Genomic DNA, 13,332 nt, shown 5'->3' with positions numbered 1-13,332 from the left:
CTCCTGCGAGGATGGGACCGTGCCCCGCGAGCTCGCCGCCCCGCCGACCGGTGCCGTCGCCGTGCCGGCCGCGGTGCGCCGGCTCGCCGGGGACGACGACGTCATCCCGGTGTGGCGCAACGAGCTCGGCGGCCTGACGTTCCGGCTCTCGGGGTCCGACGGCGACCGTTACGTCAAGTGGGTGCCGGCAGGCACCGACGGGCTCGACCTGGCCGCCGAGGCGGCCCGCCTGCGGTGGGCCGGGCGGTACGCGCCGGTCCCCCGCGTGCTCGGCACCGGCACCGACCCGGCCGGCACCTGGCTGCTGACGGCGGGGCTGCGCGGCCGCTCCGCCGTCGACCCGAGGTGGGTCGCACGGCCGGAGGCCGCCGCGCGGGCGATCGGCGCCGGCCTGCGGGCGTGGCACGAGACGCTGCCCGTGGCCGACTGCCCGTACACCTGGGACGTGGCGGTGCGTGTCGCGCGCCTGTCCCCCGCGGCGCGTGCCGCCGTCGGCCCGCCGCCCGCCGTCGACCGCCTGGTCGTCTGCCACGGGGACGCCTGCGCACCCAACACGCTGATGGCCGACGACGGCACCTGGTCCGGGCACGTCGACCTGGGCTCGCTCGGGGTGGGCGACCGGTGGGCCGACCTCGCGGTGGCGAGCATGAGCCTGGGCTGGAACTACGGCGACGGGTTCGAGCCGGCCTTCTTCGCCGCGTACGGAGTCGAGCCCGACCGCGAGCGCATCGCCTTCTACCGCCGCCTGTGGAACCTCGGCTGAGCGATTCCCCGTACGGGTGACCGCGTACCGCCGCGGCCGTCGATCGCGGCAAGGTTACGCAGTTCACCCGATGCGGGAGCGGGACGGGCCGCCTAGCGTCGAATTTGTCCAGTTTCCTGACGAACAGGAGTTCACCATGCGTTGGCGTTCGACCCTGGTCGCCGCAGTGGCCGGAGCGGCCGCACTGCTCGCGCCGATCGTTGTCGCCCCGACCGCGTCCGCCCACGGCTGGGTCACCGACCCGCCCAGCCGCCAGGACCACTGCGCCGAGGGCACCGTCTCCTTCGACTGCGGCGGCATCCAGTACGAGCCGCAGAGCGTGGAGGCCCCCAAGGGTTCCATGCAGTGCTCCGGCGGCGGGGGCTTCGAGGTCCTCGACGACGACTCCCTGCCGTGGCCGCGCACCACCATCGGCAACTCGGTCACGATGAAGTGGCAGCTCACCGCCATGCACGCGACCAGCACCTGGGAGTACTTCGTCGACGGCGTCCTGCACCGGACGTTCGACGACGGCGGCGCCCAGCCGAACTCCGTCGTCGAGCACCGGCTCGAGAACCTGCCGGCCGGCGACCACACCATCCTGGCGCGCTGGAACATCGCCGACACCGTCAACGCCTTCTACGCGTGCGTCGACGTGACGGTCGACAGCAACGGCGTCCCCGACCCCGACCCGACGCCCACCCCGGACCCGACGCCGACGCCGGACCCCGAGCCCGGTGACTGCGAGGCGGCAGCGTGGGACCCGGACGCCGTCTACCTGGGCGGTGACGAGGTCTCCTACGACGGCCACACCTACCGGGCCAAGTGGTGGACCACCGGCGAGGACCCGGCGGCCTCCGGCCAGTGGGGCGTCTGGAACGACCTCGGGGTCTGCTGACCCACCCCTCGACGCATCGAGCGTGCCGGGTTCTTCCCCTCCCGTCGGCGGAGGGGAAGAACCCGGCACGCTCGATGCCGTCTCGGGCAGGCATCCGGGGAAGCCGTCGGGGTCGCCCGCCGGGAGGGGCTGACACAATGACGGCACGATGACTGCCACCGACTCCGCCGCCCCGTCCACGACCACCGCGCTCCCCCGGGCCGCCGGCACCCTGCTGCCGCACCTGCCCGCCCCGACGGGGTCGGCACCGGACCCGGACGCGCTGTTCGAGGGGTTCGGCGAGTGGGCGGCGTCGTCCGGCCGCCCCCTGTACCCGCACCAGGAGGAGGCGCTGCTCGAGCTCATGACGGGCTCGCACGTCGTCCTGGCCACCCCGACCGGGTCGGGCAAGTCGATGGTGGCGATGGGCGCCCAGTTCGCGGCCCTCGCTGCACGCCGGTCCGGGATGGGCGGCCGCACGTACTACACGGCTCCGCTCAAGGCGTTGGTCAGTGAGAAGTTCTTCGACCTGGTCGCCGCGTTCGGATCCCGAAACGTCGGCATGATGACCGGCGACAGCGCCGTCAACGCCGACGCCCCCATCATCTGCTGCACCGCCGAGATCCTCGCGAACCTCGCGCTGCGCAACGGTGCCGGCACCCCGGGCGAGGACGACTTTGTCGGCCAGGTCGTCATGGACGAGTTCCACTACTACGGCGACCCGCAGCGCGGCTGGGCCTGGCAGGTGCCCCTGCTGGAGCTGCCGCACACCCAGTTCCTGCTCATGTCCGGCACCCTCGGCGACACGACCCGCCTGCGCGAGGACCTCACCGAGCGCACCGGCCGGGACGTCGCCGAGGTCACCGGCGCCGAGCGCCCGGTGCCGCTGCAGTTCTCCTACGTCCAGGACCCCCTGCCCGAGGTCATCGAGGAGCTCGTCACCACCCACCGCGCCCCGGTGTACGTGGTGCACTTCACCCAGAAGGACGCCGTCGACCGCGCGCAGGCGCTGCTCAGCACCAAGCTCGCCTCCAAGGACGAGAAGCAGGCGATCGTCGACGAGATCGGCGCGTTCCGGTTCGGCACCGGGTTCGGCAAGATCCTGTCCAAGTACCTGCGCGCCGGCGTCGGCGTGCACCACGCCGGGATGCTGCCCAAGTACCGTCGGCTCGTCGAGCGCCTCACCCAGAAGGGGCTGCTCAAGGTCGTCTGCGGCACCGACACCCTCGGCGTGGGCATCAACGTCCCCATCCGCACCGTGCTCATGACGTCCCTGGTGAAGTTCGACGGAGAACGCATGCGTCACCTCACCGCCCGCGAGTTCCACCAGATCGCGGGACGGGCCGGCCGCGCCGGGTACGACACGCTCGGCGAGGTACTCGTCATGGCGCCCGAGCACGTCATCGAGAACCGCAAGATGCTCGCCAAGGCCGGCGACGACCCGAAGAAAAAGAAGAAGATCGTCCGCAAGAAGGCACCCTCCGGTGCGGTCAACTGGACCGAGTCCACGTTCGAGCGCCTGCGCGACGCCCCGCCCGAGCCGTTGACCAGCCAGTTCGGCGTCAACCACGCCATGGTGCTCAACGTGCTCGCGCGCACGCGCGACGACGGGCGGCACGACGGCGGTCCGCGGCACGACGGCGGCAGCTCCGGCACCGCCGTCGACCCGGTCGAGGCGATGCGCCACCTGCTCACCGCCAACCACGACACCGCGGCCCAGCAGGCGGCCCACGTGCGCCAGGCGCTGCGCATCTACCGCTCCCTGCGCGTGGCCGGCGTCGTCGAGAAGGTCCGCGTCCCCGACGACTCCCGACCCGCCGGCTACCGGCCCAGCGTCCGGCTCGAGGTCGACCTGCCGCGCGACTTCGCGCTCAACGCTCCCCTGTCCCCCTTCGCCCTGGCGGCCATGGACCTGCTCGACGTCGAGTCGCCCACGCACGCCCTCGACGTCGTCTCCGTCATCGAGGCCACCCTCGACGACCCGCGCCAGATCCTGTACGGCCAGCAGAAGAAGGCCCGCGGCGAGGCAGTCGCCGCGATGAAGGCCGAGGGCATCGAGTACGACGAGCGCATGGAGCTGCTCGAGGAGGTCACCTGGCCCCGCCCGCTGGCCGACCTGCTCGAGCCCGCGTTCGCCCAGTACAAGCAGTCCAACCCGTGGGTCGCGGGCGCCGAGCTCGCGCCCAAGTCCGTGGTGCGCGACATGCTCGAGCAGGCGATGACCTTCGCCGAGCTCGTCAGCACCTACGGGCTGGAGCGCACCGAGGGCGTCGTGCTGCGCTACCTCGCCGACGCCTACCGCGCGGTGCGCCAGGTCGTGCCCGAGGAGCACCGCACCGAGGAGGTCACCGAGATCGTCGAGTGGCTCGGCGAGCTCGTGCGCGGCGTCGACTCCTCGTTGCTCGACGAGTGGGAGCGCCTCCAGAACCCCGTCGACGACGACGCCGACGACGTCGTGCAGGGCGAGCTCGCCGACGCCGGCGCCGAAGCGCCGGCACGGCCCGTCACCGGCAACCCGCGTGCGTTCCGGCGCCTCGTGCGCAACGCCATGTTCCGCCGCGTCGAGCTCGCCGCCCGCGAGGACTACGACGCCCTCGAGGCCCTCGACAAGGCGTCCGGCTGGGACGGGGACGCCTGGGCCGACGCCCTGGAGGACCTGTTCGAGACGCAGGGCGACGACGCCATCGGCTTCGGGGCGAACGCCCGCGCCACCGCGCTGCTGACCATCCTCGAACCCGGCGCCGAGCCGCCCGCCGGCGCCACGGCGTCGGACGGGGCCGCCCTGGCGACCGTGCCGGCCGACACCTGGTGGGTGCGACAGGTGCTCGACGACACGAACGGCGACCGCGACTGGGCGATCACCGCCCTCGTCGACCTGCCGGCCTCCGACGAGGCGGGGATGCCGGTGGTCCAGGTGCTGCAGGTCGGGCGGCTCTAGCTCAGAGCAGGCCGACGACGCCGCGGATCAGCGTCGCAGCGCCGCCCACGTAGGCGAGCACGATGAGCACGCGTCGCATCGCTATCGGCGAGACCCGCGGGGCCAGCACCTCGCCGATCGCGAGGCTGCCGAGAATCGCCACCATGAGCAGCACCCACTGCCAGGGCGCCATCGACGGGAACGAGGCGTCCGCGAGCACCAGCTTGGCGACCAGCGCGGCGAGGGCGTTCGCGGCGAAGAACGGCTGCGCGGTGGCGGCGAACCGCTTCGGGTCCCAGCCGCTGAGCACCGCGTAGACCGCCACCGGCGGCCCGCCGATGCCCGCGGCGACCGACCCGATCCCGCTGCCCGCACCCGTGACCGCGAGCGGCCAGCGCACCTCCGGGTCGACCGGGTGCGCGCCCTCGCGGCGCAGGCGGGTCGTGAGCACGGCCAGCGTCATCGCGGCGACGACGAACAGCCCGATCGTGATCTCGAGCGCCGGGGCGCTGACGTCCCGCAGCAGCAGCGCCGCCGGCACCGTCACCACCAGCGAGGAGAGGGTCAGCCAGGCGAACTTGCGCCACTCGACGTCCCGGACGACCCGACCGAGGATGATCGCCGACGCCGTCGCGCCCGCCAGGTTGACGAACAGCACGCCCTCGAGCGGCCCCACGATGAGCACGATGAACGGCCCCGCCACGAGACCGAAGCCCATCCCCGACACCCGTTGGAGCACTCCCCCGACGAGGATGGCGAGGACGAGGAGTGCGAGCACGGGCCCCACGGTACGCGGTGGCCGGGCCGACGACGGCGCGCACGTCCCTCCGTCGGCCGGCGCGACGTCGGGCACACTGGGTCGATGGCCCGCCACCAGTCCGCCGCGTCCACGCCGGCCGTGCTCGCGCTCGCCCGCGCGGGCGTCGCCCACGAGCTGCACCCGTACGAGCACGACCCGCGCACCGAGCTGAGCTACGGCCTCGAGGCCGCCGCCGCGCTCGGTGTCCCGGCCGAGCAGGTGTTCAAGACGTTGATGACCGACGTCGACGGCGAGCTGGTGGTCGCCGTCGTCCCCGTCACCGGGAGCCTGGACCTCAAGGCGCTGGCGCGCGCCGTGGGCGGCAAGAAGGCCGCCATGGCGCCGGTCGCCCGAGCCGAGCGGGCCACCGGGTACGTCGCCGGAGGCATCTCTCCCCTGGGTCAGCGTGGCGCGCACCGCACGGTGCTGGACGCATCTGCCGCCGACTTCGACGCCGTGTTCGTCTCGGGAGGGCGCCGCGGGCTGGACGTCTCGGTCGCTCCGGACGACCTCGTCCGCCTCACCGACGCCGTCGTCGCCTCGGTCGCGCGCTGACCGGCTCCGCGAGACGTCAGGCCGGCTGGTAGGCCGGGTACCGGGTATCCGTCGAGACGATGTCCTTGCCCAGGGGGAGCAACGAGATCGGGATCATCTTGAGGTTCGCGATGCCCAGCGGGATCCCGATGATCGACACGAACAGGGGCACCGCGGTGATGATGTGCCCCAGGGCCAGCCACCAGCCGGCGAAGACGATCCAGACGATGTTGCCGAGCACGGACCACCCACCGGCACCGGGCCGGTCCACCACGGTCCGACCGAACGGCCACAGGGCGTAGCCCGCGATGCGGAACGAGGCGATCCCCCACGGGATCGTCACGATCAGGACGCAGCAGATGATGCCGGCGAGAGCGTAGCCCAGCGCGAGCCAGAAGCCCGAGAGCACCAGCCAGATGACGTTGAGGATGGCCTTCACACCGACGATTCTCCCACCGGGCCGCGGGCGTGGGGATCCGGGAGGACCCGGAGATCGACCCGAGGTTCCTACACTGGCCCCATGCCCACGCTCCACGACCGTGTCCTGGCCGCGCGCACCCGCATCGACGACGCCGCCCGCACCGCGGGCCGCGATCCGTCCGAGGTGCGGCTGCTGCTGGCGACCAAGACGCAGGACGCCGGCACGGTGCTCGAGGCCGTGCTCGCGGCGACCGAGATCGCCGCGGACCGCGGGGACGACGGCGCCGTCCTCATCGGGGAGAACCGGGTCCAGGAGCTGGTCGCCAAGGCGCCGGACCTCGCGGACCTCGTGGCGGCCGGGCGCCTCGAGGTGCACATGATCGGGAACCTGCAGCGCAACAAGATCAACCAGATGCTGCCCACCGTCACCGTACTGGCCAGCATCGACCGCCTGCCGCTCGCCGAGGCGGTGGCGCAGCGCTGCACCCGGGCCGGCCGGGTCCTGGACGTGATGGTGCAGGTCAACGTCTCCGCGGAGTCCTCGAAGTCCGGTGCCGCGCCGTCGGACGCCACGGCACTGGCCACCGCCGTCGCCGCCCTCGACGGGCTGCACCTGACCGGGTTCATGACGGTCGGCGCGAACACGTCCGACGAGGCCGAGGTGCGCGCCGGGTTCGCCCGGCTGCGCGAGGTGCGCGACGAGGTGCTCGCCTCCGGCGCGCCGGGCACCCGCGACGCCCGCGAGCTGTCCATGGGCATGTCCACCGACCTCGAGCTCGCCGTCGCCGAGGGCGCCACCACCGTCCGTGTCGGCACGGCGGTCTTCGGAGAGCGCCCGGCCGCCTGACCGAGTCCGGTCAGCCCGGACCGTCGAGCGCGCGGGCGGCCACCTCGAGCACGTGCCGGTAGGTGCGCCGCGTCGCACGGGACATCGCGATCTCGCACGCCCGGTTGCACGAGGCGTGCTCCACGGCGTCGAGCCGCTCGACGTCTCCCGCCTCCGCGGCGGTGGCCGACGCGGTCAGCTCGGGGTGCAGCATCCCGCGGTCCCCCGCGAACCCGCAGCATCCTGCGTCCACGGGCACGTGCACCGTCCGTGCCACCGCGTCCGCCACGGTGCGCAGGTCGTGGTCGATCCCTGAGCGGGTCGAGGCACAGGTGGGGTGCAGGGTCAACGAGTCCACGGGTCGGATCCGCCCCTGCGCGATGCGGGGCAGGACGTCCCTGGCGACGAACGTGACCGCGTCCTGGACCTCGGTGGCACGCGGATCCCCGGCGGCGCGGGCGTCGGACATGATCCGCGCGACACCCTCGGTGCAGGAGCTCGCGTCAACCACGACCGGCACGTCGTGGCCGATCCGGTCGCGGGCCTGCGACACCGCCTGCAGGACATGCTCCGCCATCCGGGCGTGGCCGTCGGTATACCCCTTGGAGGACCACGGGGTTCCGCAGCAGAGACCGTCGACACCTGCCGGCACGGCGAGTCCGACGCCGGCCTCCTCGCACAGTCGCGCTAGCGCCGCCTGCACCCCGGGGCCGTCGTCGGCCGGCGCGAACAGCGCCCCCTGACAACTCGGCAGGAACACCGCGGCGGCACGACCCTGGACCTCGCGGCCGCCGGTCCCACGGCTGCGCGCACGGCCGCCGCCCGGCAGGTCGGGGGTCCATCGCGGAACCGTGTCGTGCCCCAGCACCGCCCGCGCGGCCGCGTTGGGCAGCTCGACCCACGGCGCCGGGACCCGTCGCAACGTGTCGAGCACCGCCCCCGCGGCAGACGTCAGGACGGACCAGTGCCGGGCGGTGCCCCGCCAGACCTCCTGCTCCAGACGCCCGCGGTCCTGAGACCGCAGCCGTTTCACCAACGCACCGGTGTCGATCCCGACGGGGCACGCCGTGGCGCACATGCCGTCCGCCGCACAGGTCTCGACGCCGTCGTAGCGGTAGGCGTCGTCGATCTCCCGGACCAGCGCCGTGTCGCCCGCCGCGTCTGCCAGAGCGCGGGCCCGTCGGGCGACGATGCGCTGCCGCGGCGTCAGCGTGAGGTCCTTGCTGGGGCACACCGGTTCGCAGTACCCGCACTCGACGCAGCGGTCCACCTCCTCCTCCACGCGGGCTACCGGTTTGAGGTCGGCCAGGTGGGCACGGCTGTCGTCCGTCAGCAGCACGCCCGGGTTGAGGATGCCGACGGGGTCGAACGCGTCCTTCAGCTCACGCATCACGGCCACAAGACCCGCCGAGTACTGCCGTGGCACGAACGGTGCCATGGCACGCCCGGTGCCGTGCTCGGCCTTGAGGTTGCCGCCGTGGCGCAGCACCAGGTCGACGAGGTCCTCGGTGAACGCCTCGAGGCGGGCCACCGACGACGGGTCCTCCAGGTCGTCGGTGAGCATGAAGTGCAGGTTGCCGTCCTTGGCGTGCCCGAACACGACGGGGTCGACGTACTCGTGCTCGACGAGGAGCGCGGCGAGCTCGCGGCAGGTGTCCGCCAGGTGCTCGACGGGTACGACGACGTCCTCGAGCAGCGCCGTCGTGCCCTCGGGACGGGCCCCGGCGACGGCGGCGTAGAGCCCCTTGCGGACCGCCCACAGGTCGGCACGCACGGTGGTGTCGCTCGACAGCTCGATCGGGACGACGGCCGGCAGTCCGTCGAGGAACGGACGGGCGGCCGTGAGACGCCCACGCAGCTGGACCTCGTCGTCGGCGCGGTACTCGACGAGCACCGCGGCGTGGCGGTCGACCTCGAGCCCGTGCAGCGCCGCGGGGACGTGCTCGGCACGCTGCGCCACCCGCAGGGACGTGGCGTCCATCAGCTCCAGAGCGGCCGCGCCGGTGGCGACCAGGCCGGGCAGCGCCGCGGCGGCTGCCTCCACGTCCTCGAGCACGAGCAGGCCGGTGGCCGCCGCGCGCTGGACGGGCACCGTCCGGAACACGGCCTCGGCCACGAACCCGAGCGTGCCCTCAGAACCGACGACCAGACCGCGCAGCAGATCCACGACGTCGGTGGCATCACAGAAGGCGTTGATCCCGTAGCCCATGGTGTTCTTCATCGCGAACCGCTCTGCGATCTCGGCGACGGCCCCCGGGTCGTGCCGCACCCGGTCCCGGAGCCGCTCCAGCGTCGCGACGAGTCCCGGCTCGGCGGCCCGGAGGCGGTCGGCGGCGTCCGGTGCCGCCGTGTCCACGACTGTGCCCGAGGCGAGCACCACCGTCATGGACTCCACCGTGCGGTAGCTGTTGTGCTCCGTGCCGGCGGCCATGCCGGAGGAGTTGTTGGCCACGACACCGCCCACCGTGCATGCCGACTCGCTGGCCGGGTCGGGGCCGAGAGCACGTCCGTAGGGTGCCAGACGGGCGTTGACCGCACGCAGCGTGGCCCCTGGCTGCACGCGGACCCTGGCTCCGCCGTCGAGCACCTCGATCCCGCGGAACCCGCGTCGCGTGTCCAGCAGCACGCCCGTGCCGCACGCCTGCCCGGACAGGCTCGTGCCCCCGGCCCGCAACGTCACGGGAGCGCCGTGCCGCGCTGCCGTGGCGAAGGTCCGGGCCACCGCCGCGGCGTCGGGCGCGATCGCGACCACCTCGGGCACGAGCAGGTAGTGGGAGGCGTCGTGCGCACGCACGTGTCGGTCCAGGGAGCGCCCGAGCACCTGGTCGGCACCGAGCTCCCGCGTCAGGTCGTCGAGCAGGTCCACACGAATCCTTCCTGGGCCACGAACGCCCCCGCAGCGACGCGGTCGGCCAGCAGCAGCGCGCCGTCCACCGGGTCGCCGACGGGGGCACGGACCTCCACGTCGGGGCGCAGGTCGGCGACGGTCGCGACGAACTGCCGTGCCAGCACGCGAGCGTTGGAGAGCCCGCCGGTGAGGGAGACGACGCCGGGCAGGTCCGTGCCGAGCGCCGCGACGACGCTGCGAGCCGCCTCCCGGCCCGCCGTCGCAACGACCCGGTGGGCCGCGGGGTCCTCCCGCTCGGCCAGTCCGACGACGTCGGTCGCGAACTCGGCGACCACGCCGGCACGGTCGGGGCGCGGATAGAGCTGCCCGGGCCAGGTCGCCGGGTCACCGAACCGTCGTCGGGCGGCGGCGAGCAGCGCGCTACCCGAGGCATCGACACCGTCGAAGGCACGGACCGCGGCCTGCAGCCCGGCCAGACCGACCTGCGCCCCGCTGCCGCGGTCCCCCAGCAGGTGGCCCCAGCCGTCCACGCGTCGCCACGACCCGGGACGTCCCGGATCCCCGCCCACGGCGACCGCCCCGGTCCCGAGGACCACGGCGGCGCCCGCGGCTCCGGCGAGCGCACCCAGGTGCGCGGTGACGGCATCGATCGCGACCGCTGCCGGCGCACCGGCCGCGGCCCGGACCGAGCGGGCGAGCCCGGTCGGGTCGGTCACCAGGCTCCCGAGCCCCGTGCCACCGACGGCGACCCCGTCCAGGACCGCAGTGTCGACGGGCCAGGTCTCGCGGGCTCGTTCCACGAGCGCCAGCACCACCCCCGGCACGGTGCTGCCGCCCGCCTCGACGCCGGCCCGCGACCCGCTGCGCTCCCACCGGGTGGCGCCGTGCTCGTCGCGGAGCGCCACGCGGCTGCCGGAGCCACCGACGTCGATCGCCAGGACGGTCATGCGCCGGGCTCCGCGGCCCGTCCGGCCGCGAGCGCCCCACGGACCGACGCGCCGGTCTCCCGGAGCAGCTCTCGGGCCCGGTCGGGGTCGACATCGCCGAGGGCGACGACGATCGCCGTCTTGAGCTCGCCGTCCGAGCGTTCGAGCAGGAACCGTGCCGCGTCCTCGTCGAGGTCGGTCGCCTCCCGCAGGATGCGGACGGTCCGCTCCCGCAGCTTCGCGTTGGTGGCGACGACGGAGACCATGAGGTTGCCGTAGGTGCGCCCGACGGCGATCATCAGCGCCGTCGAGAAGCTGTTGAGCACGAGCTTCTGCGCGGTGCCGGCCTTCAGCCGCGTCGACCCGGTGACGACCTCGGGCCCGGTCCGCAGCACGAGGTTCGTGTCGACGCCGGCAGCGAGCGGCGCCCCGGGGTTGCTGGACACGAGCACGGTGTACGCCCCGGCACGTCGGGCCGCGTCGAGCGCGCCGCCGACGTACGGGGTCGTGCCGCTGGCCGCCAGCCCGATCACGACATCGTCGGGGCCGATCCCGGCGGCGTCGCGCTGACCCTCGGCCGCGGAGTCCTCGGCGTCCTCGACGGCGCGGACCAGGGCCTCCCGGCCGCCGGCGATGTGCCCGACGACCCGACCGGGCTCGAGGTTGTAGGTGGGCATCAGCTCGCTGGCATCGAGGACGCCCAGGCGGCCCGAGGTCCCGGCACCGAAGTAGTGCACGCTCCCCCCGCGGCGGAACCGTGCGGCGGCTGCGTCCACCACCGTGGCGAGGTCGGGCAGCACGTCGGCCACGGCGTCGACGGCGGTCCGGTCCTCGGCGTTGATCCGGCGCAGGACCTCGAGGATGGGGACGTCGTCGATGTCCGCCGTGCCGGGGTGCCTCAGCTCGGTGGGCGACAGCGCGTGGCTCATCGGACCTGCTCCACGGGCTCCACGGTCGCCGGGCGGGACGGGTGACGCAACGACAGCAGCCCGCCGACCGCGAACGTCACGAGCACGCCCAGCAGCGGGTACCACTGCCAGGCGACCCACACCTCACCGGTGACGTACTTCTCCATCACGAAGAAGTACAGGTTCACCCCGACGGCCGCGACGAACGCGACGTTCGCGTCGAGCGCCGTGGCCCGCTTGTTCACGATGCCGAAGACGAAAGCTCCCAGGAGCCCGCCGTAGGTGATCCCGGCGATGCCGAGGGCGAGCACGACGATGTTGCCCTCGTCGGACTGGAAGAAGACGGCGGGTGCGATGAACGCCAGGCCCCAGCCGATGGTGGCCCACCGCCCGACGCGAAGGCCCTGCTCGTCGGTGATCGGCGTGCGGCGCAGCTTGGCGTACACGTCGGTGACGGTCGAGGAGGACAGCGCGCTGAGCGAGGACGACAACGTACTCATCGCGGCCGCGAGGATGGCGGCGAGCAGGAGGCCGGACACGCCCGCGGGAAGACCTTCGACGATGAACCTCGGGAAGATCTCGTCGTCCCGCGTCAGGCCGAGCTGGTCGGGCGTCATCTGGTCGTAGTACCCCCACAGCGCGAGACCCACCAGCAGGAACACGGAGAACTGGACGAAGACCACCACGCCGGACCAGATGAGGGCCTTCTGCGCCTCGACCTTGCTGCGGCAGGCGAGCAGCCGCTGCACGACGAGCTGGTCGGCCCCGTGGGACGCCATGGCGAAGACCGCACCGCCGAGCAGGGAGGCGACGAACGACGACGAGTCGGAGATCGGATTCCCGGAGAAGACGAACAGCTGCAGCTTGCCCGCTTCGGCAGCCTGCGTCAGCCAGCCGCCACCGGTCTGTACCGAGATCACCACGATCGCGAGTACGCCACCGAGCACGTACAGGAGCATCTGGGCGACGTCGACCCAGACCACGGCCCGGATGCCGCCGATGAACGTGTACAGGATGGTGACGACGGCCAGCACCACGATGATCGTGAAGTAGTTGGTGCTGATGCCCAGACCGTCGAGGATCAGCTTCAGCGGGATGGCCGCTGCCAGGACCCGCACGCCGTCGGCCAGCAGGCGCGTGAACAGGAAGGTCACGCCCGCGGTGGTCTGGGTGCTCGACCCGAACCGCTTGCCGAGGTAGGCGTAGGCGGTGACCATCTCGCCGTCGTAGTAGCGCGGGAGCATGAGGAAGGCCACGACCACCCGGCCGAGCAGGTAGCCGAGTGCGACCTGCAGGAACGAGATGTTCCCGACGAAGCTCATCACCGGGGTCCCGACCACGGTCAGGGCGCTGGTCTCGGTGGCGACCACCGACAGGCACACGGCCCACCATGGCAACCGGCGGCTGCCCAGGAAGTAGTCGCGCAAGCCCTTCTGCTTGCCGCTGAGCTTCAGGCCCAGCCAGGCGGTCGCGGCCAGATAGGCGACGATCACCACCAGGTCGACGGTCTGCAGCATGTGTCTCGTTCTCCCTCG

The 13,332-nt window shown here is 73.1% G+C and carries 11 protein-coding genes; 5 read left to right on the top strand and 6 right to left on the bottom strand.

The features are described 5' to 3' along the window. The first annotated feature begins 19 nt into the window (after positions 1-19). The 3 genes from HDG68_RS13690 to HDG68_RS13680 all read left to right on the top strand — a co-directional run bounded on the left by HDG68_RS13690 (position 20) and on the right by HDG68_RS13680 (position 4,557). Entirely contained in the window at positions 20-763 is a 744-nt protein-coding gene (locus HDG68_RS13690) for a phosphotransferase (protein WP_172153029.1), read from the top strand. Between the two features lie 136 nt (positions 764-899). Beyond that, complete coding sequence (locus HDG68_RS17420; protein ID WP_172153027.1) at positions 900-1,640, top strand: lytic polysaccharide monooxygenase; 741 nt, start codon at positions 900-902, stop codon at positions 1,638-1,640. A 148-nt stretch (positions 1,641-1,788) separates the two neighbouring features. Continuing rightward, complete coding sequence (locus tag HDG68_RS13680; RefSeq protein WP_172153025.1) at positions 1,789-4,557, top strand: DEAD/DEAH box helicase; 2,769 nt, start codon at positions 1,789-1,791, stop codon at positions 4,555-4,557. 1 nt (position 4,558) lies between these two features. On the opposite strand, the gene HDG68_RS13675 is transcribed toward HDG68_RS13680, so the two are convergent. Then, on the bottom strand, positions 4,559-5,314 hold the full coding sequence (locus HDG68_RS13675) for a TSUP family transporter (RefSeq protein WP_172153023.1): 756 nt from the start codon (positions 5,312-5,314) through the stop codon (positions 4,559-4,561). Between the two features lie 84 nt (positions 5,315-5,398). Here HDG68_RS13675 and ybaK point away from each other — a divergent pair, with 84 nt between their 5' ends. After that, positions 5,399-5,890 carry a Cys-tRNA(Pro) deacylase gene (gene ybaK, locus HDG68_RS13670; RefSeq protein ID WP_172153021.1) on the top strand — a complete coding sequence of 164 codons (492 nt, stop codon included), beginning with the start codon at positions 5,399-5,401 and terminating at the stop codon, positions 5,888-5,890. 16 nt (positions 5,891-5,906) lie between these two features. On the opposite strand, the gene HDG68_RS17160 is transcribed toward ybaK, so the two are convergent. After that, positions 5,907-6,308 (bottom strand): YccF domain-containing protein, encoded by a 402-nt coding sequence (locus HDG68_RS17160; RefSeq protein ID WP_172153019.1) that lies wholly within the window; start codon positions 6,306-6,308, stop codon positions 5,907-5,909. Between the two features lie 81 nt (positions 6,309-6,389). Here HDG68_RS17160 and HDG68_RS13660 point away from each other — a divergent pair, with 81 nt between their 5' ends. Next, positions 6,390-7,136, top strand: a complete 747-nt coding sequence (locus tag HDG68_RS13660) for a YggS family pyridoxal phosphate-dependent enzyme (protein ID WP_172153017.1) — start codon at positions 6,390-6,392, stop codon at positions 7,134-7,136. Positions 7,137-7,146: 10 nt separating this feature from the next. Here HDG68_RS13660 and HDG68_RS13655 read toward each other — a convergent pair whose 3' ends face one another. From HDG68_RS13655 to HDG68_RS13640, 4 genes are read right to left on the bottom strand one after another with little or no spacing between them, the layout of a single operon-like run. Then, positions 7,147-9,981 (bottom strand): FAD-binding and (Fe-S)-binding domain-containing protein, encoded by a 2,835-nt coding sequence (locus tag HDG68_RS13655; RefSeq protein WP_343037584.1) that lies wholly within the window; start codon positions 9,979-9,981, stop codon positions 7,147-7,149. Next, positions 9,960-10,910 (bottom strand): BadF/BadG/BcrA/BcrD ATPase family protein, encoded by a 951-nt coding sequence (locus tag HDG68_RS13650; protein ID WP_172153015.1) that lies wholly within the window; start codon positions 10,908-10,910, stop codon positions 9,960-9,962. The genes HDG68_RS13655 and HDG68_RS13650 overlap by 22 nt, the downstream gene beginning before the upstream one ends. Continuing rightward, positions 10,907-11,818, bottom strand: coding sequence for an N-acetylmuramic acid 6-phosphate etherase (gene murQ / locus HDG68_RS13645; RefSeq protein ID WP_172153013.1), 912 nt, complete (start codon positions 11,816-11,818; stop codon positions 10,907-10,909). Before murQ ends, HDG68_RS13650 begins: the two co-directional genes overlap by 4 nt. Further along, positions 11,815-13,314, bottom strand: a complete 1,500-nt coding sequence (locus tag HDG68_RS13640) for a sodium:solute symporter (protein WP_246253979.1) — start codon at positions 13,312-13,314, stop codon at positions 11,815-11,817. Before HDG68_RS13640 ends, murQ begins: the two co-directional genes overlap by 4 nt. Between the last annotated feature and the right edge of the window lie 18 nt (positions 13,315-13,332).

It is taken from the genome of Isoptericola chiayiensis, from assembly GCF_013149805.1.
Classification (GTDB): domain Bacteria; phylum Actinomycetota; class Actinomycetes; order Actinomycetales; family Cellulomonadaceae; genus Isoptericola; species Isoptericola chiayiensis.
The sequence above is the reverse complement of the archived record's forward strand: the minus strand, read 5'-3'. Positions and strand labels throughout refer to the sequence as shown.

What these genes read in the sequence shown, in the direction of transcription:
- HDG68_RS17420 (WP_172153027.1), top strand. Translation starts at nt 900, where the DNA reads ATGCGTTGGCGTTCGACCCTGGTCGCCGCAGTGGCCGGAGCGGCCGCA.
- HDG68_RS13680 (WP_172153025.1), top strand. Translation starts at nt 1,789, where the DNA reads ATGACTGCCACCGACTCCGCCGCCCCGTCCACGACCACCGCGCTCCCC.
- ybaK (WP_172153021.1), top strand. Translation starts at nt 5,399, where the DNA reads ATGGCCCGCCACCAGTCCGCCGCGTCCACGCCGGCCGTGCTCGCGCTC.
- HDG68_RS13660 (WP_172153017.1), top strand. Translation starts at nt 6,390, where the DNA reads ATGCCCACGCTCCACGACCGTGTCCTGGCCGCGCGCACCCGCATCGAC.
- HDG68_RS13650 (WP_172153015.1), bottom strand. Translation starts at nt 10,910, where the DNA reads ATGACCGTCCTGGCGATCGACGTCGGTGGCTCCGGCAGCCGCGTGGCG.
- murQ (WP_172153013.1), bottom strand. Translation starts at nt 11,818, where the DNA reads ATGAGCCACGCGCTGTCGCCCACCGAGCTGAGGCACCCCGGCACGGCG.
- HDG68_RS13640 (WP_246253979.1), bottom strand. Translation starts at nt 13,314, where the DNA reads ATGCTGCAGACCGTCGACCTGGTGGTGATCGTCGCCTATCTGGCCGCG.